The organism is Exiguobacterium sp. s5 (genome assembly GCF_018618075.1).
Lineage (GTDB): Bacteria > Bacillota > Bacilli > Exiguobacteriales > Exiguobacteriaceae > Exiguobacterium > Exiguobacterium mexicanum_A.
On the sequence record NZ_JACSLK010000001.1, the window covers coordinates 462,062 to 483,345 of the forward strand.

General features: G+C 54.1%; 28 protein-coding genes. 15 read left to right on the forward strand and 13 right to left on the reverse strand.

Features of this window, described 5'->3' with window-relative positions; translation table 11 throughout:
- Positions 1-45: 45 nt before the first annotated feature.
- Positions 46-795 (forward strand): SDR family NAD(P)-dependent oxidoreductase, encoded by a 750-nt coding sequence (locus tag KNP60_RS02470; protein ID WP_214754121.1) that lies wholly within the window; start codon positions 46-48, stop codon positions 793-795.
- Positions 796-844: 49 nt separating this feature from the next.
- On the opposite strand, the gene KNP60_RS02475 is transcribed toward KNP60_RS02470, so the two are convergent.
- Entirely contained in the window at positions 845-1,729 is an 885-nt protein-coding gene (locus tag KNP60_RS02475; RefSeq protein WP_251131297.1) for a tetratricopeptide repeat protein, read from the reverse strand.
- Positions 1,730-1,853: 124 nt separating this feature from the next.
- Between KNP60_RS02475 and KNP60_RS02480 the strand changes: the two genes are divergently transcribed.
- Both KNP60_RS02480 and KNP60_RS02485 read left to right on the forward strand, forming a co-directional pair.
- The gene (locus tag KNP60_RS02480) at positions 1,854-2,081 is read left to right on the forward strand and encodes a DUF3221 domain-containing protein (protein WP_214796846.1); all 228 of its coding nucleotides are present in this window, start codon (positions 1,854-1,856) and stop codon (positions 2,079-2,081) included.
- Between the two features lie 19 nt (positions 2,082-2,100).
- Complete coding sequence (locus tag KNP60_RS02485) at positions 2,101-2,265, forward strand: hypothetical protein (RefSeq protein WP_034778922.1); 165 nt, start codon at positions 2,101-2,103, stop codon at positions 2,263-2,265.
- Positions 2,266-2,277: 12 nt separating this feature from the next.
- Here the strand turns inward: KNP60_RS02485 and KNP60_RS02490 are convergent, their stop codons facing one another.
- Positions 2,278-3,528, reverse strand: coding sequence for a hypothetical protein (locus KNP60_RS02490; protein WP_214796847.1), 1,251 nt, complete (start codon positions 3,526-3,528; stop codon positions 2,278-2,280).
- Between the two features lie 162 nt (positions 3,529-3,690).
- Here KNP60_RS02490 and KNP60_RS02495 point away from each other — a divergent pair, with 162 nt between their 5' ends.
- From KNP60_RS02495 to KNP60_RS02505, 3 genes are read left to right on the forward strand one after another with little or no spacing between them, the layout of a single operon-like run.
- Positions 3,691-4,818, forward strand: coding sequence for an AI-2E family transporter (locus KNP60_RS02495; RefSeq protein WP_214796848.1), 1,128 nt, complete (start codon positions 3,691-3,693; stop codon positions 4,816-4,818).
- A 32-nt stretch (positions 4,819-4,850) separates the two neighbouring features.
- Positions 4,851-6,020: a hypothetical protein gene (locus KNP60_RS02500; protein WP_034778917.1), complete on the forward strand. Its 1,170-nt coding sequence runs from the start codon at positions 4,851-4,853 to the stop codon at positions 6,018-6,020.
- A 15-nt stretch (positions 6,021-6,035) separates the two neighbouring features.
- Positions 6,036-6,815, forward strand: coding sequence for a VLRF1 family aeRF1-type release factor (locus KNP60_RS02505; protein WP_214796849.1), 780 nt, complete (start codon positions 6,036-6,038; stop codon positions 6,813-6,815).
- 96 nt (positions 6,816-6,911) lie between these two features.
- On the opposite strand, the gene KNP60_RS02510 is transcribed toward KNP60_RS02505, so the two are convergent.
- Entirely contained in the window at positions 6,912-8,963 is a 2,052-nt protein-coding gene (locus KNP60_RS02510; RefSeq protein WP_214796850.1) for an SH3 domain-containing C40 family peptidase, read from the reverse strand.
- A gap of 145 nt (positions 8,964-9,108) precedes the next feature.
- Here KNP60_RS02510 and KNP60_RS02515 point away from each other — a divergent pair, with 145 nt between their 5' ends.
- Positions 9,109-9,669, forward strand: a complete 561-nt coding sequence (locus KNP60_RS02515) for an AAA family ATPase (protein ID WP_214796851.1) — start codon at positions 9,109-9,111, stop codon at positions 9,667-9,669.
- A 33-nt stretch (positions 9,670-9,702) separates the two neighbouring features.
- On the opposite strand, the gene KNP60_RS02520 is transcribed toward KNP60_RS02515, so the two are convergent.
- The 5 genes from KNP60_RS02520 to KNP60_RS02540 are packed head-to-tail and all read right to left on the reverse strand — an operon-like array spanning position 9,703 to position 13,648.
- Entirely contained in the window at positions 9,703-10,380 is a 678-nt protein-coding gene (locus KNP60_RS02520; RefSeq protein WP_251131298.1) for a carbohydrate deacetylase, read from the reverse strand.
- A 10-nt stretch (positions 10,381-10,390) separates the two neighbouring features.
- Positions 10,391-10,687, reverse strand: coding sequence for a PTS sugar transporter subunit IIB (locus tag KNP60_RS02525; protein WP_214796853.1), 297 nt, complete (start codon positions 10,685-10,687; stop codon positions 10,391-10,393).
- The gene (locus KNP60_RS02530) at positions 10,684-11,016 is read right to left on the reverse strand and encodes a PTS lactose/cellobiose transporter subunit IIA (RefSeq protein ID WP_353048629.1); all 333 of its coding nucleotides are present in this window, start codon (positions 11,014-11,016) and stop codon (positions 10,684-10,686) included. The genes KNP60_RS02525 and KNP60_RS02530 overlap by 4 nt, the downstream gene beginning before the upstream one ends.
- Positions 11,013-12,332 (reverse strand): PTS cellobiose transporter subunit IIC, encoded by a 1,320-nt coding sequence (gene celB / locus KNP60_RS02535; RefSeq protein WP_214796854.1) that lies wholly within the window; start codon positions 12,330-12,332, stop codon positions 11,013-11,015. The genes KNP60_RS02530 and celB overlap by 4 nt, the downstream gene beginning before the upstream one ends.
- Positions 12,329-13,648 carry a 6-phospho-beta-glucosidase gene (locus KNP60_RS02540; protein WP_214796855.1) on the reverse strand — a complete coding sequence of 440 codons (1,320 nt, stop codon included), beginning with the start codon at positions 13,646-13,648 and terminating at the stop codon, positions 12,329-12,331. Before KNP60_RS02540 ends, celB begins: the two co-directional genes overlap by 4 nt.
- Before the next feature lie 174 nt (positions 13,649-13,822).
- Here KNP60_RS02540 and KNP60_RS02545 point away from each other — a divergent pair, with 174 nt between their 5' ends.
- From KNP60_RS02545 to KNP60_RS02565, 5 genes are all read left to right on the forward strand, one after another.
- A complete protein-coding gene (locus tag KNP60_RS02545) occupies positions 13,823-14,539 on the forward strand; it encodes a GntR family transcriptional regulator (protein WP_214796856.1) in 717 nt (238 codons plus the stop codon).
- Positions 14,540-14,672: 133 nt separating this feature from the next.
- Positions 14,673-14,891 carry a DUF6440 family protein gene (locus tag KNP60_RS02550; RefSeq protein WP_214796857.1) on the forward strand — a complete coding sequence of 73 codons (219 nt, stop codon included), beginning with the start codon at positions 14,673-14,675 and terminating at the stop codon, positions 14,889-14,891.
- A 63-nt stretch (positions 14,892-14,954) separates the two neighbouring features.
- Entirely contained in the window at positions 14,955-15,659 is a 705-nt protein-coding gene (locus KNP60_RS02555; RefSeq protein WP_021066401.1) for an ABC transporter ATP-binding protein, read from the forward strand.
- Positions 15,656-16,429: an ABC transporter permease gene (locus KNP60_RS02560; RefSeq protein ID WP_214751501.1), complete on the forward strand. Its 774-nt coding sequence runs from the start codon at positions 15,656-15,658 to the stop codon at positions 16,427-16,429. The genes KNP60_RS02555 and KNP60_RS02560 overlap by 4 nt, the downstream gene beginning before the upstream one ends.
- Positions 16,426-16,788, forward strand: coding sequence for a VOC family protein (locus KNP60_RS02565; RefSeq protein WP_214796858.1), 363 nt, complete (start codon positions 16,426-16,428; stop codon positions 16,786-16,788). Before KNP60_RS02560 ends, KNP60_RS02565 begins: the two co-directional genes overlap by 4 nt.
- Positions 16,789-16,823: 35 nt before the next feature.
- Here KNP60_RS02565 and KNP60_RS02570 read toward each other — a convergent pair whose 3' ends face one another.
- The 5 genes from KNP60_RS02570 to KNP60_RS02590 all read right to left on the reverse strand — a co-directional run bounded on the left by KNP60_RS02570 (position 16,824) and on the right by KNP60_RS02590 (position 18,997).
- Entirely contained in the window at positions 16,824-17,333 is a 510-nt protein-coding gene (locus KNP60_RS02570; protein ID WP_214796859.1) for a hypothetical protein, read from the reverse strand.
- Positions 17,334-17,469: 136 nt separating this feature from the next.
- A complete protein-coding gene (locus KNP60_RS02575; RefSeq protein WP_214754104.1) occupies positions 17,470-17,817 on the reverse strand; it encodes a nuclear transport factor 2 family protein in 348 nt (115 codons plus the stop codon).
- Positions 17,807-18,148 carry a DMT family transporter gene (locus tag KNP60_RS02580; RefSeq protein WP_214796860.1) on the reverse strand — a complete coding sequence of 114 codons (342 nt, stop codon included), beginning with the start codon at positions 18,146-18,148 and terminating at the stop codon, positions 17,807-17,809. The genes KNP60_RS02575 and KNP60_RS02580 overlap by 11 nt, the downstream gene beginning before the upstream one ends.
- Before the next feature lie 11 nt (positions 18,149-18,159).
- The gene (locus KNP60_RS02585; protein WP_034778888.1) at positions 18,160-18,468 is read right to left on the reverse strand and encodes a DMT family transporter; all 309 of its coding nucleotides are present in this window, start codon (positions 18,466-18,468) and stop codon (positions 18,160-18,162) included.
- Position 18,469: 1 nt separating this feature from the next.
- Positions 18,470-18,997 carry a TetR/AcrR family transcriptional regulator gene (locus tag KNP60_RS02590; RefSeq protein ID WP_214796861.1) on the reverse strand — a complete coding sequence of 176 codons (528 nt, stop codon included), beginning with the start codon at positions 18,995-18,997 and terminating at the stop codon, positions 18,470-18,472.
- Between the two features lie 111 nt (positions 18,998-19,108).
- Between KNP60_RS02590 and KNP60_RS02595 the strand changes: the two genes are divergently transcribed.
- The 3 genes from KNP60_RS02595 (at position 19,109) to KNP60_RS02605 (ending at position 21,260) form a co-directional block, all read left to right on the forward strand.
- The gene (locus KNP60_RS02595; RefSeq protein ID WP_214796862.1) at positions 19,109-19,681 is read left to right on the forward strand and encodes a zinc dependent phospholipase C family protein; all 573 of its coding nucleotides are present in this window, start codon (positions 19,109-19,111) and stop codon (positions 19,679-19,681) included.
- Positions 19,678-19,968 carry a hypothetical protein gene (locus KNP60_RS02600; RefSeq protein ID WP_214796863.1) on the forward strand — a complete coding sequence of 97 codons (291 nt, stop codon included), beginning with the start codon at positions 19,678-19,680 and terminating at the stop codon, positions 19,966-19,968. The genes KNP60_RS02595 and KNP60_RS02600 overlap by 4 nt, the downstream gene beginning before the upstream one ends.
- A gap of 290 nt (positions 19,969-20,258) precedes the next feature.
- A complete protein-coding gene (locus KNP60_RS02605) occupies positions 20,259-21,260 on the forward strand; it encodes a siderophore ABC transporter substrate-binding protein (RefSeq protein ID WP_200881490.1) in 1,002 nt (333 codons plus the stop codon).
- Positions 21,261-21,284: the final 24 nt, after the last annotated feature.

Below are 21,284 nucleotides of genomic sequence, written 5' to 3' on the forward strand. Positions count from 1 at the left end.
GAAGAGAGATATCGATCTCGATTACAGTGAAAAGGGGACAGGATTATGAAATATACCGTCATCACCGGGGCAAGTTCAGGCATTGGCTATGAAGCGGCGAAACAATTCGCCAAACAAGGGAAGTCGCTCGTGCTCGTGGCGCGTCGTCACGATGAACTCGAGAAGCTGCGGAGTGAGATCAAATCGATTTCACCGAAGAGTGACGTCATCATCAAAGCGAAAGACTTGTCTTATAGCGAGAACGTGTACGGATTGTATGAGTCACTCGCCGATCTCGATATCGAGACGTGGGTCAATAACGCCGGGTTCGGGGACTCGAATCTCGTGAAAGACGTCGAGGTCGGAAAAATCGAGAACATGATCCGCTTGAACGTGGAGGCGTTGACGGTGCTCTCGAGCCTATACGTCCGCGACTATCACAACGTCGAAGGGGCGACGCTTGTGAACGTCGCGTCTGTCGTCGGATATCACATCGCCAAAAAAGGCGTCACGTACAGCGCGTCGAAATTCTTCGTCAGTGCGTACACGGAAGGACTCGCCCGAGAGCTCATGAACGACGGGGACAAGCTGCGGGCGAAAGTGCTCGCACCGGCCGCGACGGAGACCGGCTTTGCGAACCGTGCCCGTGAAGAAGAGGACTTTGATTATAGCCAAAACGTCGAGAAGTATCATACGGCCGAAGAGATGGCCGAGTTTTTGCTGCAGTTGCTCGAAAGCGACCAGGTCGTTGGCATCGTCAACCACGAGGACTACTCGTTCGAGTTGCGCGGACCGATTCATCCGTATATGGGATAAAAAGAAGGGGTCCAGTCACCGATATGCGGTGGCAGGACCCCTTGTTGATTTACGACGAACGCATCGAATCCCCATACCCTCCGGTCAAACGGTGCGTGAGCCGGTGATACCAATAGCGGAGACGTAAGCGGTATACATAGAGTTTCGACGTGTTCGGCAAGACGACGTTGTCGATATAATCGGCGAACATGGCGCGGAACATATGGTCCTCACTGTCGTCATATGTCGCGCTCCACATGCCGTGCTCTTCGACCTCGAGCAGCATCGCGATCGTCTCGTCGTCGAGCTGATGATTGTCTTCCGGCAACCGCTTGACGAGCATCTCGACCCGATGGCTACAGATGGACGCATAGAGCGAGTGGGCGCGCGGGTTGCGCGGGTTCGCGTTCAAGTATCCGATGGCCACCTTGAGGAGCTCATCGTTCATCTCGAGCGGAATCTCATCGAACGCTTGGAAGAATTCGAGTAGCATCGGCACGGTCTCTTCGTTGAACCCGGCGAGCCGGACGTAATGCATCAAGTGGAGTCCGGCCTCCCCGTAAAACTTGCGGTTGAAGTAATGGACGGCAATCGCGCGTTGGACCATCGGCACGTCCGGATAGCGTTCGACGGCGCGAAGGAAATACTGCTCGGCCTCGAACGTGAAATTCGTATCATCGCTCAAGAGACCGTGGAGGCAGTGAATCATATAATGGTCGCCTTTTTCGCCCGCTGCTTCGAGCGCGGCGCGGGCCCGGCCGAACTCGCCTTCGCGGATGAGCGGATACGCCCGCATCGCCGGGAAGAACGGGTCCTCGGGAAAGTGCGTCTCGCCGCGGACGATGAGCGACTCGATGGACTCGGCGTTATAATCGTCAATCAGTTCTTCAAGGAGCATCATCTCAAGGAAGGTGCGTTGAAAATCTGGATGGTGTAAATCGATGGTGTGTTTCATGAGGGTCCCTCCCAAGTTCATGAGTGTGGCTTCATTATACCGAGCAATCGGACGGACGAGTAGATTAATTTCAAAAAATGGGAAAAGAAAAGGGAAGGATTTCCGAGGAAATGGAGGAATGGAGATGGTCACGTTCACAGGGTATATCGTCGAGCTCGAGTCGACGCGGATTCGAGTCGCGCCGAACTTGGATGCCGAGCCGTTCGATGGGATCGTATTTCACTGGGAGGAGCCCCTGCGAGAGGACGAGACACCGCTCGCCGTCGGGCAACGGGTGCGCGTCGAGCACGATGAGAAGATGACCCGCTCGCTGCCGCCACAGGCGACGGCGCATCGAATTGATGTGCTATGATGAGGCTGAGGTGAAACAAATGGGACAGTCGAATTTTTTATGGATGGGCGTCGTCATCGCCATCAGTGCGCTGATCGTCTGGTTGTTGCAGGACGTGATGCCGTTTTGGATGTTGTCGATCATCCTGCTGTTGTTCGGGGCCGCGGTCGGCAACGTGCAGCGACGCTCTCGAAAAGACACATGAAAAAGCACGTCATCATTCAGATGGCGTGCTTTCTTCGTCTTCTGCCGGCTCGTCCGGGACATCCTCGGTCGCGTCAGTTGCGTCCGGTTTCTCCTCGGTGACGGGCGGTGGTACCGGTTTGTCGGTCTTGTCTTGTTTCGGCTTTGTGTCGGGCTGATCTGCCTTTGGTTTTGTGTTCGGTTTGTCTTGCTTTTTGACCGGTGCCGGTGCTTCCGCTTCTTTCTCCTGAGCGGCTGGCTTCTCTGGCTCGACCGGTTCCGCCGGTTCGGTCACAGGGACGTCAGGTTCGGTCGGTTGTTCCGTGACGGGAGGCGTCTCGGGTTCTTCGGCCGGTTGTTCCGGCTCGGCTGGTGCTTCCTCTTCGACCGGATCCGGTTCTTCTGCTGGCTCCTCGGTTTCAGTTGGAGCTTCGGGAGCAGCTTCTGGTTCCGGTGTCGGTTCCGGTTCTGGAGCCGGAGCGGGTTCTGCCGGGTCCTCTCGTTTCGGGACCGGTGTGATCGGTGCGACCGGTGCGAGTTCAGCGGCCGGCGTACTGCGTTTTTTCGTCGGGGGCGGGGCCGGCGTGTCCGACTCGAGGAACGACAATACGTCTTGTTCGAACAAGGCGACCGGGAGCGTCTTCGTCACCAAATGGATGCCGAGCACCCGGCCATTGGCCGTGACGATTGGGCTGCCGACGGCGCGGTTCGGTAAATCGAATTCCCGTTTATAGCTGTCTTCTTCGAACGTGAGCGTTCCTTCGATCTGCTCATCCGGCGCGAGCGTTAACACCGGCTCGTCCGGTCCGACAATCGCGTGACTGAACGAGAGCGGTGTCGCCTTCACTTTCTCGATGCGGATGACGGCGATGGCGTCGGTCCGACCGACGACGGTGCCATTCACCGTCTCATCGCCTTGTTTCAATGTGACGCGAGTGATGCCGGCGACGTTATGGGCCGCTGTCAACACGTCTTGCGGGCTAATCAAAAAGCCGGAGCCCGTTCCAATCGTATATAAGCTATCTTGCAACGTCTCGAGGTCGACGGTGGTGGCCCCGTCGGCCGAGACCGTATCTTCGGTGATGTTTAAATCGACTTTGTCGGCGAGCGATTCACTCGAGCGCGGAGTGTCGGTGAGATAGGCGTTCGTCAAAAACGAGACGAAGGCGATGAGTGCGATGACGATAGGGACAGCAATCCATTTCAAGCGACGCGGGCGATGGCCACACGTCGGACAAACAGTAGTTTTCGAGCGGGTCTTCGCTCCGCAGCGTGGACAAGTCACGGGATGACACCTTCCTTTATAAACATAGATGATATGCCTATTCCTCATATTTGTCGGGGGTAAACAAATATTTGTCGGGGGCACATACGAAACAGGTAGGTGGACTGAACTTGTTCAAAACGGGAAAGAACTAATGTAACGTTTCAGAAAGGGGAAACCGACATGCAGCCCTTTTGGACGACCCGTGCCTTCCGTAATGGGATTTGGGTGTTGCTCATCTTGACGATTCTGTTCATGGCCAAACAAGTCGAGTTCTTGTTTTATCCGATCGGCATCTTTTTCGCCACCGTCCTGACACCGTTTTTGTTCGCCGGCATCTTATTCTATTTGACGGTCGGTCTCGTCGATTGGTTGGAAGGGAAGTTCAAGCGCCGGTCGCTCGCGATTTTGACGATTCTGCTGTTGTTGCTCCTATTGAGCGTCCTGTTCGTCCTGACGCTCGGTCCACTCATTACGCGGCAATTGCTCGCCTTGCTCGCTACGTTCCCGCGCTTTGCCGAAGAGAGTTATCGTCAATTCCTGTTATTGTACGCGCGCCTTGAGGAGTACAGCTGGTTCCGTGAGTACGCCGAACAGAACGCGACGTCCGTCGAGACGTGGGTCCGTCAATTGGCCGATGCGCTCGGTGTCGTCATCGGCTCGGTCGCCGGGTCGCTCGGCCGTCTGCTTACCCTCGTCATTTCAGGGCTGTTCACGTTGTTCATCGCCTTGTTCTTATACGTCTTCATGCTGATTGACGGCGGCAAGCTCGCGAGTGCGATCGTCCGCTGGATTCCACCGACATATGAACAGGACGCCCGTCACATCCTGCACGACATGCACGAGACGATTAAACGCTACGTCCGGGCCCAGCTCATCGTCTGTACGTTCGTCGGTTTTTTCGCGACAATCGCTTTGTGGTTGCTCGACGTCCCATTCTTCCTGCCGCTCGGTCTGTTCATCTTCGCAACGAACATCATCCCGTATTTCGGCCCGTTCCTCGGGGCCGCACCCGCCGTCCTGATCGCGTTCATCGATGAACCGGTCAAAGCCATCTACGTCATCATCGCCATCACCATCGTCCAACAACTTGACGCCAACGTCATCTCACCGCTCGTCCAAGGCAAGTCACTTCGTGTCCATCCCATCACCATCACGCTCGTCCTGCTCGTGGCGGGGCGTCTCGCCGGTATCGTCGGTATGTTGCTCGCCGTCCCGCTCTACGCCGTCCTCAAAGTCACGTTCCTCAACATTCAAAAACTATATGCGCTCCGTAAACAGTCGAAGTACTCCAGTGATTCAACTCGTTGATGTAGGACTCAATCCTGAAAGGGGATTCCGGCATGAACTCCTTACTCGCCTTCACGATCGTCATGCTGATTTGGACGATTAGCGACTATGTCTCAAAGAAGACGAAAGCGCTCCTGTCGTCTCTGTTCGTCGCCTCGGTCATCTTTCTCATCGGGTTCAAATCGGGATTATTCCCGGAAGATTTGTTGCCTTCCTCTTCGTTACTGACGCTCGGTCAGACGGTCGTCGGTCTCGTTATCGTCCATCTTGGGACGCTCATCAGCCTCGATGAGTTCAAACGACAATGGAAGACGTTCGTCATCGGGGTGTCCGCTGTCCTCGGGATTGCTGCTTTCCTATATGGCCTCGGTCAGTTTTTCCTCGACACGAACTACGTGCTCAGTGCGATCGCAGCCATCAGCGGCGGAACGATCTCCATCATCCTCGTCCAAGACGCGGCCGTCAATGCCGGGCTCGTCTCGGTCGCCGTCTTCCCAGTGTTGATTGCGGCGACGCAAGGGTTGATCGGGTTCCCGCTCACCTCGATCATCCTACGGAAAGAAGCACGTCGCATCCGGACGGCGCATCGCGACGGCACGCTCGTCACACCGGAAGAGCACGCGGTCGTCCATGACGAGACAGACGATTCGATTTTACCGGCCGCGTTTCATACGACGGCGGGGACGCTGTTCGTCATGGGGGTTGTCGTCCTCCTCTCGACCGTCTTGAGTGGCTGGACGAACGGCTACTTGAACACGTTCGTCATCGCCTTGATTCTCGGGATTGTGTTGCGCCGCTTCAAGATTTTGAAAGCGAACGCGTTGAACGGGATTGATGCCTATGGTCTCATCATGATTGCGATTCTTCTCATCATCTTCGGTCCGCTCGCGACGCTATCACCGAGTGCTTTGTTCGAGTTGATTGTCCCGATTACCATCTCGTTCGTCCTCGGTGTGTCCGGACTGCTGTTGTTCGCACTCATCGTCGGACGCTTCCTTGGCTATTCGAAAGAGATGTCGATGGCAATCGGGTTGACGGCGCTGTACGGATTCCCGGGCACACTCATCTTGAGTGAAGAGGCCGCGAAGAGTATCGGGGAAACGGAAGAGGAAGTGCATATCATCGAGGATGAGATTTTACCGAAAATGATTGTCGCCGGGTTCTCGACGGTGACCATCACATCCGTGTTCATCACGGGGATACTTGCTGCTTTCATTTATTAAGAAGGAGGAGACAACATGGCATTATCAACTGAACTAGGCAAAATCAAGCAACTTCACAATGCAGAGGCGGGGGTGCTCAGTCTGTACTTGAGCACGAAACCGAGTGAGCGTGGCAAATGGGAGATCCACTTGAAAAACGAGTTGCGCCGGCTCGAGCAAGAAGTCGAGGCGAGCGGAGATGAGGCGAAACGGAAGGCGTTCAAACAGCTTCGCGAACGGGCCGAGCGAGAAATTTTAGGGAACGAACATAAGCTGTTGCGCAGCATCGTCTTATTCGCGGAAGGGAATGACGGCTTGTTCGAACTGCACTTCCTACAGCTCGATGTCGATAACGAGTTTCATTACGGGGACAAACCGAACTTGGATCAAATCGAGAAGCTCGACGCCGAGTTCCCAAACACGGGTATCTTGCTCGCCCAGCTTGACAGCATTACGGCATATGACACCAGACTCGGTGAAGTCGAGGACGTCGTCGTGTTCGATCTTGATTTAGACACTGACCAATGGAGACGCTATCAAGGGCGCGGTGCGGGCGGTAAGGCTTCATCGAGCAGCCAAGTGGATCAATTCGATAGCCGGAAAGAGAACCAAATCCATCAATTCTATCGGGACATCGCCGAAGAGATTCGTAAACTGCATAAGCATTACAAGTGGAGTGAGGTCGTCATCATCGGCCAAGATCGGAGCGCGAACTTGTTGAAAGAGGAGCTCGGACTCGACGTCGAGCGGGTCGTGAATCGGAATTTGGGACATGCCGAGGAAGAGGAGGTATTGCGGAGGGCGTTTGAAGCGTGAAGAAAGTGAGCGACAGGACATTGGTACTTCTGAAGTAGGCGCCCATCGTGTCACCAAAAACACGCCTGACCTCATAGGAGGACAGGCGTGTTTAAATTAAAGTGATTTGTAGCCGAGGAAATGAGGGCGCCACTGCGGATCATGAATCGAATTGATTTGGAGCATCTCACCACCCGCATGAATGAACGTCTCTTTGTCGAGCATGATGCCGATATGAGATGGTCCGTTGCGATACGTCCCGTGGAAAAAGATGATGTCGCCTCGTTTTCCGCTCGAAATATTCGTCCGGCGGTTCTTGAAATGGTTGCTTTGCCAATAACCGCTCACGTTCGTCCGTCCGCCGACTTTACCGGCTTGGTTGGTCGCGTAATGAATGAGTCCGGAACAGTCAAACCCGCCATTGAGCGGAGACTGCGAACCCCATGTGTACGGCGTCCCGAGATGTTTCGCAGCCGCCGCAATCATGCGCTCGGCTTGTGTGTTGCCACGTGACGCGAGTAACGGGTCCGATTTCATACGGATGTCCTGCTTCTTCACGTAAACCGGTCGCCAACTGTCTTGAATCAAATACGAATCGCCGTGAAGGGACCGCGGATAGACCCGTCGGTTCGAGTCGAGGTACCCGATCGGTTTCGTATCGTACGGATTCGCATAGAACGGTGTGCGTTTGAACGTGTGGTAATGCGCTTTGACGTTCACGCTTTTCGCCGCGACCGCCTTCGGTTTCGTCTTGGCAATATACGGGTTCAAGACATATACTTTTTTACCGGATGCGAGCCGGACTTGCCAAAAGTCGTCATCGATCGAGCGAAGCCCGACGAGCTTGGCGCCGCGTGCTAACTGTCCGGCTGGACGAGTATAGGCGATATCGTTCGAAAAGTACGGTGTCCCGCTGAGTTGGGTGTAGAAGACGGTCCCGACTTTCGGTTTCGGAAGCGGCTTGTTTAGACTCAAGTAAGCAGTGGCGACGAAACGATAGCTCGTCCCAATTTTGACGCGTGTGTAATGTCCACTCGTACCGTATGTCTCAATCAACCGTCCCCGATTGAACTCGGTCACTTGTTTAGAAGACGTGGACGCGGTCTGATATACCTCGACCTCATCGAACTTGACGTAACGTTTACCTGTCGCGTCATAGAGCGGCGGCTTCTTCGTGCTCGTCAGGCTGGTTGCGACAAAGCGATATTGTCCGCCCGTGAACACGCGCGTGTACTTCCCGTATGTCCCATAAATGTTCACGAGTGCTCCGCGCTTCAACGTCCCGATCTGTTTGAACGATTCGCTGTAAAGAGTGGCGTTTTTTGTGATGTAGCGTTGACCGGTCTTCAATGGGGCAGGTTTGGTCGTGCTCGTATGACTCGTTTGAACGAATCGATACTGCCCGCCTGTGAAGACGCGCGACCGACTCCCGACTTGTCCGTAAATACTGATGCGTTGACCTCGCTTGACCGTCCCGACACGAGTGGATTGGGTCGCATCGGCGTACAAGGACGTATCTTTTGAGATGTACCGTTCCGTCGTTTTGACGGGGCGACTTGAAAGGGCACGCGCCGGTACATAGCGATAGCGGTCACCCGATTGGATGCGGAAATATCCGTTCGTTTGTCCGAACACGGTGATGGTTTGTCCGAGTGGCAATTGCCCCACGACGGGACCCGTGCGCGGCGATGCATACAAGTCAGTCTTCGATTTCACATAACGTGTCTCCCCAAGAAGTGGAGGCGCCGTATCGGCAAGCGCAGCACGTTGGACGAATCGAGCCGTCTCGCCGACGACGCGCAGGAGTGTGGTCTCGTCCTCTAAATCGTAGACGCTCACGGTCGCACCGTATGATAAAGACTCGACCGCATTCCCTGCTTCATCCAGCAGGTTCGTTTCAGCGATGACGGTTTTCGTGACCGATTCGGCGAGGACTTCGTTCGGGACGTACCCGGTTTGTTCACCTACTGATACGAGGGCGTGGGTATCGGACCGATCGAGAACAGTGACGGCTGTGCCTTTCGGTAACACGGTCAAGCTATCACTGTCTTCCATCGATACGAGGAGTGGTGTGTCGACCTTGATTAATAGGACGGTCGCTTCTGCGGAGACGGAAGCCACCAAGAAAAAGCTGAATAAGACAAGCAAACTGAATACGCGTTTGTACATTATGTAGCACCTCAAGTCTATAGTTTCATCTGTTATTATATCGACTTAGAAAAGGAAAATGTTAGAAAATGAGGTGGGATATTGTATCTTGCCTCCGATATGGCATGCTAGAATAACAAAAAGCATCCGGAAAGTAGGGAAAACCATGAAATTTGTAGTCTTATTTGGTCCGCAAGCCGTCGGCAAGATGACGGTCGGGCAAGAGCTCGCACGAATCACTGACTTGAAGCTGTTTCATAACCATATGACGATCGACCTCGTCAGTCCGTTCTTCAGTTATGGGACGGAAGAAGGCCGTCGCCTCGTCCAACTGTTCCGCCATGAGCTGTTCGACGCGGTCGCGAAAAGTGATTTGGACGGGATGATCTTCACGTTCGTCTGGGCGTTCGATTTAGAGGAGGACTGGGCGTATATCAAACAAGTGACCGACCTGTTCGAGTCGAACGGGGCCGACATCTATTACGTCGAGCTCGAGGCAGACATCGAGGAACGGCTCGTCCGGAACACGACGGAGAACCGGTTGACGCATAAACCGACGAAGCGGGACATCGCCTGGTCGGAAGGCGAGTTGAAGCAGACGGCGACGCTATATCGATTGAACTCACGGGACGGGGAACTCGATGTCGACAACTACTTGCGCATCAACAACACACATCTCGATGCGACGACGGTCGCCGAACAAATCAAACAACATTTCCAGCTATGACGAAAACGAGCCCCGCGAAGGAGCTCGTTTTTGTTATGCCCACCACTCGGGGCGTTGATAAGATGTGAGCAGTTCTTTCTCGACGAGACGTTCTGCCAGATACGAGGTGACACCTCGTAACGTGTCGTCCATGTCGGCCGGATGGACCATCACCTCGATTGAACCGCCTGGTTGAAGCGCGTCGAGCGTCTCTCGTGTGACGCCATCACCGTAGAATTGGTCGCTGAACCGTTCGGTCACCCACAAATCCCGGCGTGCGTCGAGTGTCGTTAAGGCCCGAAACGTCGTGCCATATTCTTCGGCGAGACGGACGATGACGTCTTGAATCGCCGGCCAGCCATGGACGTGGTGATGACTGTCGAGATGATGGAGCGGGAGACCCGTCGCGCGAAACGCCTCGATTTGGGCTTTCCACTCGAGATAGACGAGCTCCGGGTCTGGCGCCGTCTCGGTCAGAAAACGGTTCGTGTAGCGGAACGTCCCGTCTTCTTTCGTGAGCGGTGTGCTCGTCTCGGCGAGAGGTCGTCCCCACGTCAAGGCGAGGTGCACACCGACGTGAAGAGTCGGATATTGCTTCGCGAGCACCACAGCCTCTTCGACGGCGTGGCCGTTCATGATCATCGTCGCCGAGTTGACGATACCGTGGACGTGGCTGTCGATGATGCCACGATTCACCCCGGTCGTCAGCCCAAAGTCATCGGCGTTGATCAAAACAAACGTCTTATGCATTTTGAACGAGACCGAGCGCTTGGTCGAGCACTTGGTCGCCTTTCATGAGACCATACGCCATGTTGTCGATGACGGCGACCGGTACCGACACCGACGACTTAATTTTGCTTTCAAGATAGCGGACTTGCGGTCCGATCAAGATGACGTCGACGTTCGTTTGTTCTTTGAGACGTGACTCAGGAATCGCATCGATGCTCGCTTCTAACCCGCGGGCTGCGGCCTCAGTACGCATTTTTTCAACTAGGATTGATGTCGACATGCCTGCCGAGCAGACGAGTAAGATGTTCATTTCGTTTCCTCCAATCGATTGAGTCGAGTGATCATGTCGATCATCTCGATGGCGAGTTCTTTGACGGTCATCGCCGTCATGAGGTGGTCTTGGGCGTGGACGAGCAAAACACTCATCTCACTTGATGCGCCGCGAGCTTCTTCTTGCAACAGCTCGGTCTGCATCTTGTGTGCTTCGAGAAATGCTTCGTCCGCTTCCTTCATTTTTGCTTCGGCCGTATCGACCTCACCGCGCTTGGCGGCAGCGATCGCCTCGAACGCCGACGAACGGGCGTTGCCGGCGTGCAAGATGATCATGAATGATAGTTGTTGCATCGTTTCAGTTTTCACGAAATTTTCTCTCCTTCGTTGGCAGCAGATTGGTTCTTATTGATTTCGGCCGTCATCGCCTTGGCTCCTGCCATGACGAACGGGATGTACATCGCCGTCGCAATCGTCAAGTTGACGAGTTGGAGCAAGATACCGCGGACGCTCCCGCCGGTGACGAGGTAACCACTGATAATCGGTGGCGTCGTCCATGGTACGATGGCGACTGTCTTCGGTACCATGCCGGTCGTCAACGCGACGTACGATACGATGGTGAGCGTGACCGGGACCAAGATGAACGGGATCAACATGACCGGGTTCAACACGATTGGAAGACCGAAGATGACCGGTTCGTTAATGTTGAACAGTCCAGCCGGGGCCGACAGTTTCGCGACTTGATGGTATGGGTGATTGCGCTGCTTGCGGACGACGATGAAAATGGCGAGCAGGAGTGCGAACGTCGTACCAGATCCGCCCATGAAGACGAACGTATCGAGGAACGGCTTTGTGACCGTGAACGGGACGTCATATGCTGACGCGCCTGCTTGGAACGCAGCCAAGTTTTGCTCGATGAGCGGCAGATAGATTGGCTCGATGACCGACCCGATGATGTTCGTGCCATGCAACCCGAAGAACCAAAGGATATGGTTCAAGAAGGCGATGACGAGACCGGCCGCGAGCGAATCGCCGAACCCTTGGAGCGGTTGCTGGATGACTTTGAAGATGACTTCGAAAATGCTGAGCTCGATTTGGAGCGTCATGAACAACTGCACGGCAGCGACGAGCGTCAAGATGAGCATCGATGGGATGAGCGCTTGGAACGAACGGGTGACCCCGCCCGGTACTCCGTCCGGCATCTTGATCGTCAATTTCGTGTTGATGAGGTAACGGAACAGCTCGGTGACGACGATGGAGACGATGATGGCGACAAACAACCCTTGCGCGCCGAGCCAAGCGAAGTTCAGCCCCCAGTCCTCGGTGACCGGAACGAGCATGATATATGAGGCGACCGAGAGAATACCGGCAGCGAGTCCGTCGACCCCATACGACCGGGCCAAGTTATACCCAATCGAGAAGGCGACGAGCAGCCCTAATATGGCGAACGAGGCCGTCCAAATGTTTCCGCCGAGCCCTTGCCAATTGCCTTCACCGAACGCACCGTTCATCATACCGACGAAGTCGAGCGAGAGGCCACCTAAGTTGATGGCTGGGAAGTTGTTGATCAGGACAGCGAGCGAGCCGACGATGATAAGCGGCATGACCGATACGAATCCGTCGCGGATGGCGACCAAGTGACGCTGGGAGCCGATGCGCCCAGCGATTTCGATAAATTTGTTCACGAGTAAACCTCCTTATTGAATTGTGGTAAGTACGCTTCATGTGCATCGAACAGATCACGGAGGAGCGAATCGATTTTTTTCTCATCTTGGATGAGCGGGTTCATCAAGCAGGCGAGATAGGCGTCGTGGTACGAGCCCGAAATGGCCGCTTGGATGGCGAGTTGTTCAAACGTCTTCAAATTGGTGATGAGTCCTTTGATTGGGAGCGGGAGCGAACCGATGGCGATCGGACGCGGTCCCGATTTCGTGATGACGGCGTTCACTTCGATGACGGCGTCGTCCGGTAAATCGCGGATTGTGCCTCGGTTCAATGTGTTCACCGTCTGGATATCGCCGCGGTCGTTATAAATCGAGTCCATCAAGTTGCAGGCGGCGTCCGAATAATAGGCGCCTCCGCGTTGTTCGAGCTCCTCGGGCTTCACGTCGAGCTCGATGTCCTTGTACTTCTCGAACAGTTGCGCCTCGACTTGTTGCACGACCTCGGCCCGCGTCCCGTTCTGTTCGTAGGCGGCGAGATCTTTCTCGAGCACATCTTTCGTCTGGAAGTAGTACTGGTGGTACGGGTTCGGCAACATGCGGAGTGACTTCAAGAACGATTCGCTCCAACCGAGCCCAACGATGTTCGCCGGCGAGTAATCGGTGCCGTCGTTCAAGGCGGCGAGCACGTCGTCCGTGCGGTCAATCCCGTCGACCCAGACGTGACGGCCGAAGACGAAATGGTTGAGTCCGATGAATTCGATGCCGACGCGGTCGACCGGTGTCTGTAAAATCTCGGCGACCGAGTTGCGCATATTGAACGGGATGTTGCAGACGCCGATGACCTTGTTGTGGGCCGAATGCTTCAACACGGCCTCGGTGACGATACCGGCTGGGTTCGTGAAGTTGACGAGCCAAGCGTCCGGGCAAATCTCGGCCATCTCGTTGGCGAGTTCGATCAAGACCGGAATCGTACGGAACGCCTTGAACAAGCCGCCGGCCCCGTTCGTCTCTTGGCCGATGAATCCATGCTTGAGCGGGATGCGTTCGTCGAGCGCACGTGCCGCGAGGCCACCGACCCGAATCTGAGTCGAGACGAAGTCCGCCCCGTGCAGTGCCTCTCTTCGATCGAGTGTCCAACTGAGCGAGATGTCCGCTCCTGCCTTTTGAATCATCCGTTCGGCGAGACGGCCGACGATGTCTAATTTGTCTCTCCCTTCCTCGATGTCGACGAGGACGATCTCCCGGACCGGGAACGTCGCTTGCCGCTGAATGAATCCTTCAATGATTTCGGGGGTATAACTTGAACCTCCACCGATGATGACAACCTTGACTGCCATAGTGCCAACTCCTCCTTTGTGAAAGCGATTTCTTTTTGTTGTAACAAATATAACAAATGATACAACTTGTCGCAATATAAAAAGTACAAATAATACAAATTGTTTTTTGTATTTGCATTTGTATGTTTCCTGTATCAGAATAAAGGAAAGAAGGACGACAGAAGGGGTGACAGCATGTCGCAATCGACGCTTCAAACCGCAATTAAAGAAGAACTACTATCCCGCATCAAGAGCGGCCATTATACTGAAGGGGAGAAATTCCCGACCGAATATGCCTTGTGTGAGGAGTTCGACGTCAGTCGGACGACCGTACGCGGTGCCCTCAACCAATTGACGACGGAAGGATATCTCGTTCGCCAACAAGGGCGCGGCACGTTCGTCGCCGGCAAGAAGGTACGTCAGACGTTATCGCACACGCCGAACAACTACGCGGCCCAGCTCGCCGTCCAAGGCAAGCGCGGGCAAGTTTCGCTCATCGACTTGTCCGTCGTCTCAGCGACGAAACAACTCGCGGACGTGTTCACCGTCGACGAACAGGCGCCGATTCAAAAAATCGAGCGAATCCGTCATGCCGACGGGGAGCCGACGCAATACGAGGTATCGTTCATCCCGTGGCAAATCGCACCGGGCATCACGAAAGACCAGGCCGAGCATTCGCTCTTCCAGACGCTGTCGCAAGTCCATGACGTCCATGTCGCCAAAACGACGGAGTCGCTCGAAATCGCGCTAGCCGATGAGAAAGTGAGTGGGTTGCTCGACTGTCCGCTCGGCACACCGTGTTTCTATATCGAGACGGTGACCGAGGATGCCTCGGGACGCACGATCGAATATTCACGGTCCTACTTCAGAGGAGATAAGACGAGCTTCGTCATCGAGCGGAGCTATTCATGAAAAAACACGCCGAGAGTGGCGTGTTTTTTTGTAGGGATTAAAGGGGGTTCACATCCGACAGTCATGGATGCGTCTCATTCATTGAAACCGAGGGATATGTTGCGTAAAGTTGAAAGTAGAAAGGCGGGATACAATGTTATTCAAAAAGAAAACAGCAGAAGAAGCGGCGGGAACGAAACGGTTTCACGTCAAGTTGACGGAACAACTGCCGGAACTCGGTCAAATCACCATTCTCGTCGACACGGCCACCGGCGTGAACTATATCCAGACGTGGGTCGGGACCGGTGGCGGCATCACTCCGCTACTCGACGCGAATGGTGATGTTGTGGTCGAGGAAGGGTATAGACTGTGAGTTCAGACAACTTATACATGTATTTTTGAGACAGACAGCATGACATGATGGGAGGCGACGCCGATGCATATTATTGAATTCAAGAACGTGAGTCATGGAGACATTTTACATAACGTGACGGGTTATTTTCGGGAAGGACGGATCACGACGTTCGTCGGTCCGAGCGGTGCCGGTAAGACGACGTGCCTGAAGCACATCAACGGCCTGTTATCGCCGGACGCCGGCGCGATTTATTTTAAAGGGGAGAACATCGATTCGATTGACGTCATCGAGTTGCGCCAACGTGTCGGTATGGCGTTCCAAAGTGCGCCGATGATTGACGGGACGGTGTACGACAACATGAACCTGCCGAAAGCCATCTTCGGCGAGACGCTCGAACGTGAGCGGGCGGCGGACCTGTTGCAGAAAGTCGACTTGGGCGGCATCTCGCTCGACCAACCGATCAAGACGTTGTCGGGCGGGGAACGAAGTCGGGTCGCCATCGCCCGGACGCTCGTCAACAAGCCGGACGTGCTGTTATTGGACGAGATCACGGCGAGCCTCGACTATCGGACGGTGAAAGAAATCGAGCGGTTGATTGTCAGGCTGCAAAAAGACTTCGGGGTCACCGTCGTCTGGATTACGCATGACCTCGATCAAGCCCGCCGTGTCAGTGATGACATGTGGTTTTTGCGGAACGGGGAACTGATTGAGTTCGGCGATGCGACGTTCATCGACGAGTCGGACAACCCGATGATCGGTCGTTTCGTGAGGGGGGAAGAGCTATGACGTTCATCGAACTGATGACCTCGTTGATTTTCGTCGCCATCCCGCTCGGTTTGGCGCTGTTCTTAAAACTCGGACTCGAACGCGACATCTTGATTGCGACGGTGCGGTCGATTGTTCAGTTGCTCATCATCGGCTATATTTTGACGTTCGTCTTCGAGAGCGACAGCCCGGTGTTCATGTTGCTCATGATCCTGCTCATGATCGGGGCGGCGACGCAGAACATTATCAAGAAAGGGGACGGCATCCCCGGCATCACATGGATGATTCTGCTCACGCTCGTCACGGTCGAGACGTTGACGATGGGCCTCATGCTCGGGCTCGGCATCATCCCGTTCGAGCCGGAGAAAGTCATCCCAATCAGCGGCATGGTCATCGGGAACTGTATGGTGTTGTCGCTCCTGTTCTTGAACAAGTTTAAAGACGAGGTCGAGCGGAGCGATGAAGTGATTGAGCTCATCTTGTCGTTCGGTGGCACACCGAAGGCAGCGATCGAGCGCAGTTTGAAGAGCGCCATCCGCACGAGCATGATTCCGACCGTCGAGGCGCAAAAGACGATGGGGCTCGTCCAACTCCCGGGTATGATGAGCGGACTCATCATCGGCGGGGCCGACCCGATGGAAGCAGTGTTGTATCAGTTGCTCATCTTATTCCTGATCTTGACGACCGCGTCGATCTCGGCGGTCATGGTCGGTTATCTCGCGTATCCGCGCCTGTTCAACCAAAAGCTTCAGTTCGTCGGGTTGACGTATCGAAAGGGGAAAACGACATGATTCAAGGCATCCATCACGTGCAAATCACGATCCCGAAAGGGGAGGAAGCCCGTGCCCGTTCGTTTTATTGCGGCGTGCTCGGTCTTCCAGAAATCGAGAAACCGGCGTCGCTTCAAGGGCGGGGCGGCTTTTGGCTCGAGGTCGGCGACCGTAGCGTCCACGTCGGCACCGAGGACGGGTTTGACCGGCTGTCGACGAAAGGACATGTCGCCTATGCTGTGACCGATTTAGCGGAATGGGGACAGAAACTTGAGGCGGAAGGCATCGAGCGGCTCACGGGCATCCCGATTCCCGGATTCGACCGGTTCGAGTTCCGCGACCCGTTCGGCAATCGAGTCGAGATGATTCAAGCCATCTAAACGGAGAGTGCCCACAGTGGGTGCTCTTTTTTCGTTCAAGAGATGCTGAACAGTTCGATGACAGCTTTCCAATTGGAGGGATAGGCGTTGCTGCCACTATGCTGGTGCAACAGTTTGCCGTGACGGTTCACGGTGAAGTTCCACTGCGTCCCGTCCATCGTGAAGCATCCTTTCTCTTCGAACACTTCAGGCCAGCGATGGGAGACGAGCGACACGAATCGCTCATGGACGCGGAAGGCATCTGTTTCGTTGTACCAACCGGAACGGGGGATCGCCGTGCTCAAGTCGAACTCTTCACGCCAGATGATTTCCCGTTTGACCGCGCCATCTTCAAAAAACGTGAAGGTGGACTCGTTATGGACGCCGAAGCCCCCGACCGTGAACGTGACGGTGACGGTCGGTCGTTTTTTACGTATGGCATCGAGCGGGATGGTCGGCTCGAACGTCAATTTCGCTTCACGCGACGCTTTGAGGGCCAGCTGTTCTTCTACGGAACGCCTCGGACGAACGGATTGAAACCATTGCTTTTTTGTGTGTTGACTCATGTTCATCTTCCTTTCACCTCATCGGATGGGTTGATTATAAGCAAAATGAACATGATGGGTATGTACAAAAATGAACCAGGTACGACGAAAGGGAGTGTCGATTGGGACACTCCCTTTTGAGGTGACGTATTTAGTGTCAAGAAGGCGGAACGATTGTCCCTTGATGGAAACGCATCTTCCACTGGCCATCAACGTTCACCCAAATCGAACTGCGCAAGGCGATGCGTCCAGTGGAGTGGTCTTCGGTCCGATACGTGGCCAGGACGACGTCGTCTTGAACGCTATCCAGTGAGAAGTCGGATAAGGTGATGTGAATCTCGCCGAGGTCCATCGTGGCGGCAGATGCCGTCCGATATAACATGCGCCCCGAACTGCCGATTTCAAAAAAATCATCCGTGAGTAGACGGTGCAAGTGCTCAGGCGATGTGCGCACTTCGGTCGTCAGTAACGCCCGTTCCTGTTGTTCGATCAAGTCAGCCAGCATGTGGTTGCTCCTCCCGTTTTCCAAAATTCATGACGATGACGCCGAGCACGATGACGATCAGGCCGATGCTGTTCAACGTCGACAACACTTCACCGTACACGAACACCCCGATCAGCCCGGTCGCGACCGTGCCGAGTCCGGCCCAGACGCTATAGGCAATGCTGAGTGGGATGCTCTTCAAGACGATGCCCATCAACGTGAACGAGATGGCGAAGCTGATTAAGAGAACGAGACTCGGGAACAGATTGGTGAATCCGTCCGACAGCTTCAACATCGACGTCCCGAGCACTTCGAACGCAATCGATAACAGTAAGATTCCATAGGATTTCATGATTTCCCTCCTCATAGTTTCATCAAGACGAGCCCGACGATGACAAGCCCGATGCCGACAACGGTCTGAACCCGGACTTGTTCCTTGAAGACAAGAAAGCCGATCAGCGCCGTCGCGGCCGTACCGACCCCGCTCCAAAACGCATAGGCGAAACTGAGCGGGATCGAAAGGAGGGCGAGCGACAACAAGTAAAACGCCGTCACGTAACCGAAGGCGACACCGAGGACGGGCAGGCGGCTCGTTGTCGTCGCGTTCAGCTTCAGCATGCTCGAACCGAACAGTTCAGAGACGATGGCACCGACGAGATAGACGAAGCCCATGTTACGATTCTCCTTTTGACAGCGCGTCGCACTTTTGTCGGATGATGCGGGCGGCCCGATCTTTGAACGCAGCGCTATAGCCATATGTCAATGCGAACCAAAACCCGTCACAGAGCAGTCGAAGTTCGAGCACGCGATCAGCGTCAGGACCATCCGCGGCGAACTGTTTATCCCAACGTTTGGCGGCGTCGTTCCAAAGCTTTCCGCTCGCATCTTCTTGGGATGAGATGAAGACGGCAATCAAGTCGGCATCACCATCGCTATAATCGAGCGTCGCGAGGGCGTAGGCGCGTGTGAACGGATAAGGACCATCCAACCCGGTTTGATGATGGACGATCCGATTTTCAAATTCATCGAGCGCCATTCTATTCATCTGCTGCAACAGGTTGGCCTTGCTTTCAAAGTGGTATAAGACGCCACCTTTCGTGATACCGGCGCGTTTGGCTAAGTGGTCCATCGACAGTTGTTGAATGCCCTCGGTTTGAATGATCTGTGCGGCGGTCCGCAGTAACAATTGTTTTTTACTCATGTGTGTCCTCCTCACTATACTGAACGGTCAGTATAGTGAGCGTATCAGACTAGAGTTGGATTGTCGAGATGAATACATGAATGGGATAATTAGGAAAAGGGGGGAGGGATGATGGGTTCACATTTGATGCATCTCGTCATCGCGAATGAGGTGTTGGCGTATTTGACAGATGTCGATCGCACGGCTTTTTTGTTGGGAAATCTTGCGCCCGATGCGACGATGCCTAAACAAAACACCCACTATTACGCGGGACGGCATGAGGATATGACAAGACGGCTCGACCTTGATCAATATTGGGTGGACAGTGCGGACGAGAATCAATCGTTCCGCCTCGGCTATTATTGCCATCTCGTCGCGGACGAGATTTGGTTGCAGGGGTTTTATAAAGCCTGGCTCAAGCAAGTCATTACGAAAGACCCAGAAAAGCAGGCGATGTATTATACCGATTTTGATTCATATAACGCTCGTTTAGTGCAGCGATTGGACGCCTTCGATTTCGACGTGTTAACCAATGCCGCACAAGGCGAGCTGCTGGCACTCATCCTCAAAATCAAGCAAGATGCGAAGGCGAAAGAGGAAGGGACGTATACGATGTTTTTGCCACACCAGTTCGATGGCTACGTCGAGACGTGCATCCTTCGATGTCGACAGATGGTCCAACAGAAGAGTGGGGTGATTATATGATTCAACGACGTTATGCACCGATTTACGTGACGTTTGGACTTTCTATTTTGACAATCGTGGCGCTGTTCACTGTGAACGGCCGCTTTTTCCCGGATTTGAACTTGATGACGGCCATATGGGTCTACATTGTTCTAGATGTCGCCCTGATTGCCACATTGATTTGGGGCCTGTTCTCAAAAGACAAGACGGTACGCGTGTTCAGCCTCGTTGGGAATCTTGGGTTGATCGTGCCACTATCGATTTGGATTTTTTTGTTGGTGCTCGCTAACGGGATTTCGGAAGCGTAATCGGACAAATGAGAGTGAACGAATGAACTCTATTTGCTTAGAAAGTGGACAGGCGTTCCGCTTTCTTTTTTTATCGGCATTATAGAAAGAATAATATTTCCATTTCCAATTTGAAAATTTGGCATTGCGCAACCTATTTTTGTTTGTTATGCTTCTCAATGAAAACGACAATGATAATCATTATCAGTGAGAAAGCGTCAGTATCCATACATAGAGCAGAATCGTGAAACGGTTGCGGACTCACTGAGAAGGTCGTCATTCAAAAACAGATACACAGGGAGATGGAAAGAATGGGGAAATGGAAAGCAGCAGTCATGCTCACATCACTCGTCTTCACGCTAGCCGCATGCGGTAGCACGGACGAGACGAAAGACGCAGGAAGCGCGGAAGCGGAGACGGCACCGAAGACAGTTGAAATCACGGACGCACACGGAACGATCGATGTGCCGGTCAACCCGGAGAAGGTCGTCGCGCTCGATAACCGAACGTTCGAGACGCTCTCGGATTGGGAAATCGACTTGGTCGCCGCCCCAATCGGATTGATTCCAGCGGACTTGCCTTATAAAAACGACAAAGACATCGTTGACGTCGGGATGCACAATGAACCGAACTTAGAAGCGATTGCCGGTGTGGATCCGGATGTTGTCATCGTCGGCCAACGATTCGCCGACTACTACGACGACATTAAAAAATTGGTTCCGGAAGCAGCCGTCATCGATTTGAACATCGAGCTCCCGGAAGATGCGGGCACGCCAGGTGAAATCTTGGTCGAAGGCTTTGAGACAACGACGCGCTCACTCGGACAAATCTTTGAAAAAGAAACGGAAGCAGATGAGCTCATCGCGAGCTTCGAAGCATCGATTGACAGTGTGAAAGAGGCATACGACAGTGAAGACACGGTCATGTCAGTCATCGTCTCAGGCGGAAATATCGGCTTCTCGGCACCGAACACAGGACGTGTCTTCGGACCGATGTATGACATCTTTGACTGGACACCAGCCCTCGAAGTAGCGAAAACGACAGGGGACCATCAAGGGGATGAGGTCTCGGTCGAAGCGATTGCGGAGAGTGACCCGGACTGGTTGTTCGTCCTCGACCGTGATGCGGCCATTTCAAGCATGGAAGACGCAGTGCCTGCAGCGGACGTGATCGATAACGCACCGGCGCTCCAAAAAACGAAAGCCGTGACAGACGAAAAAATCGTGTATGCGCCGAACGATACGTACATCAACGAGTCGATTCAAACTTATTCTGAACTATTCAACGATATCGCAGCCGCGCTTTCGAAATAAGGGAGTCACGTTGTGCAAAAACCA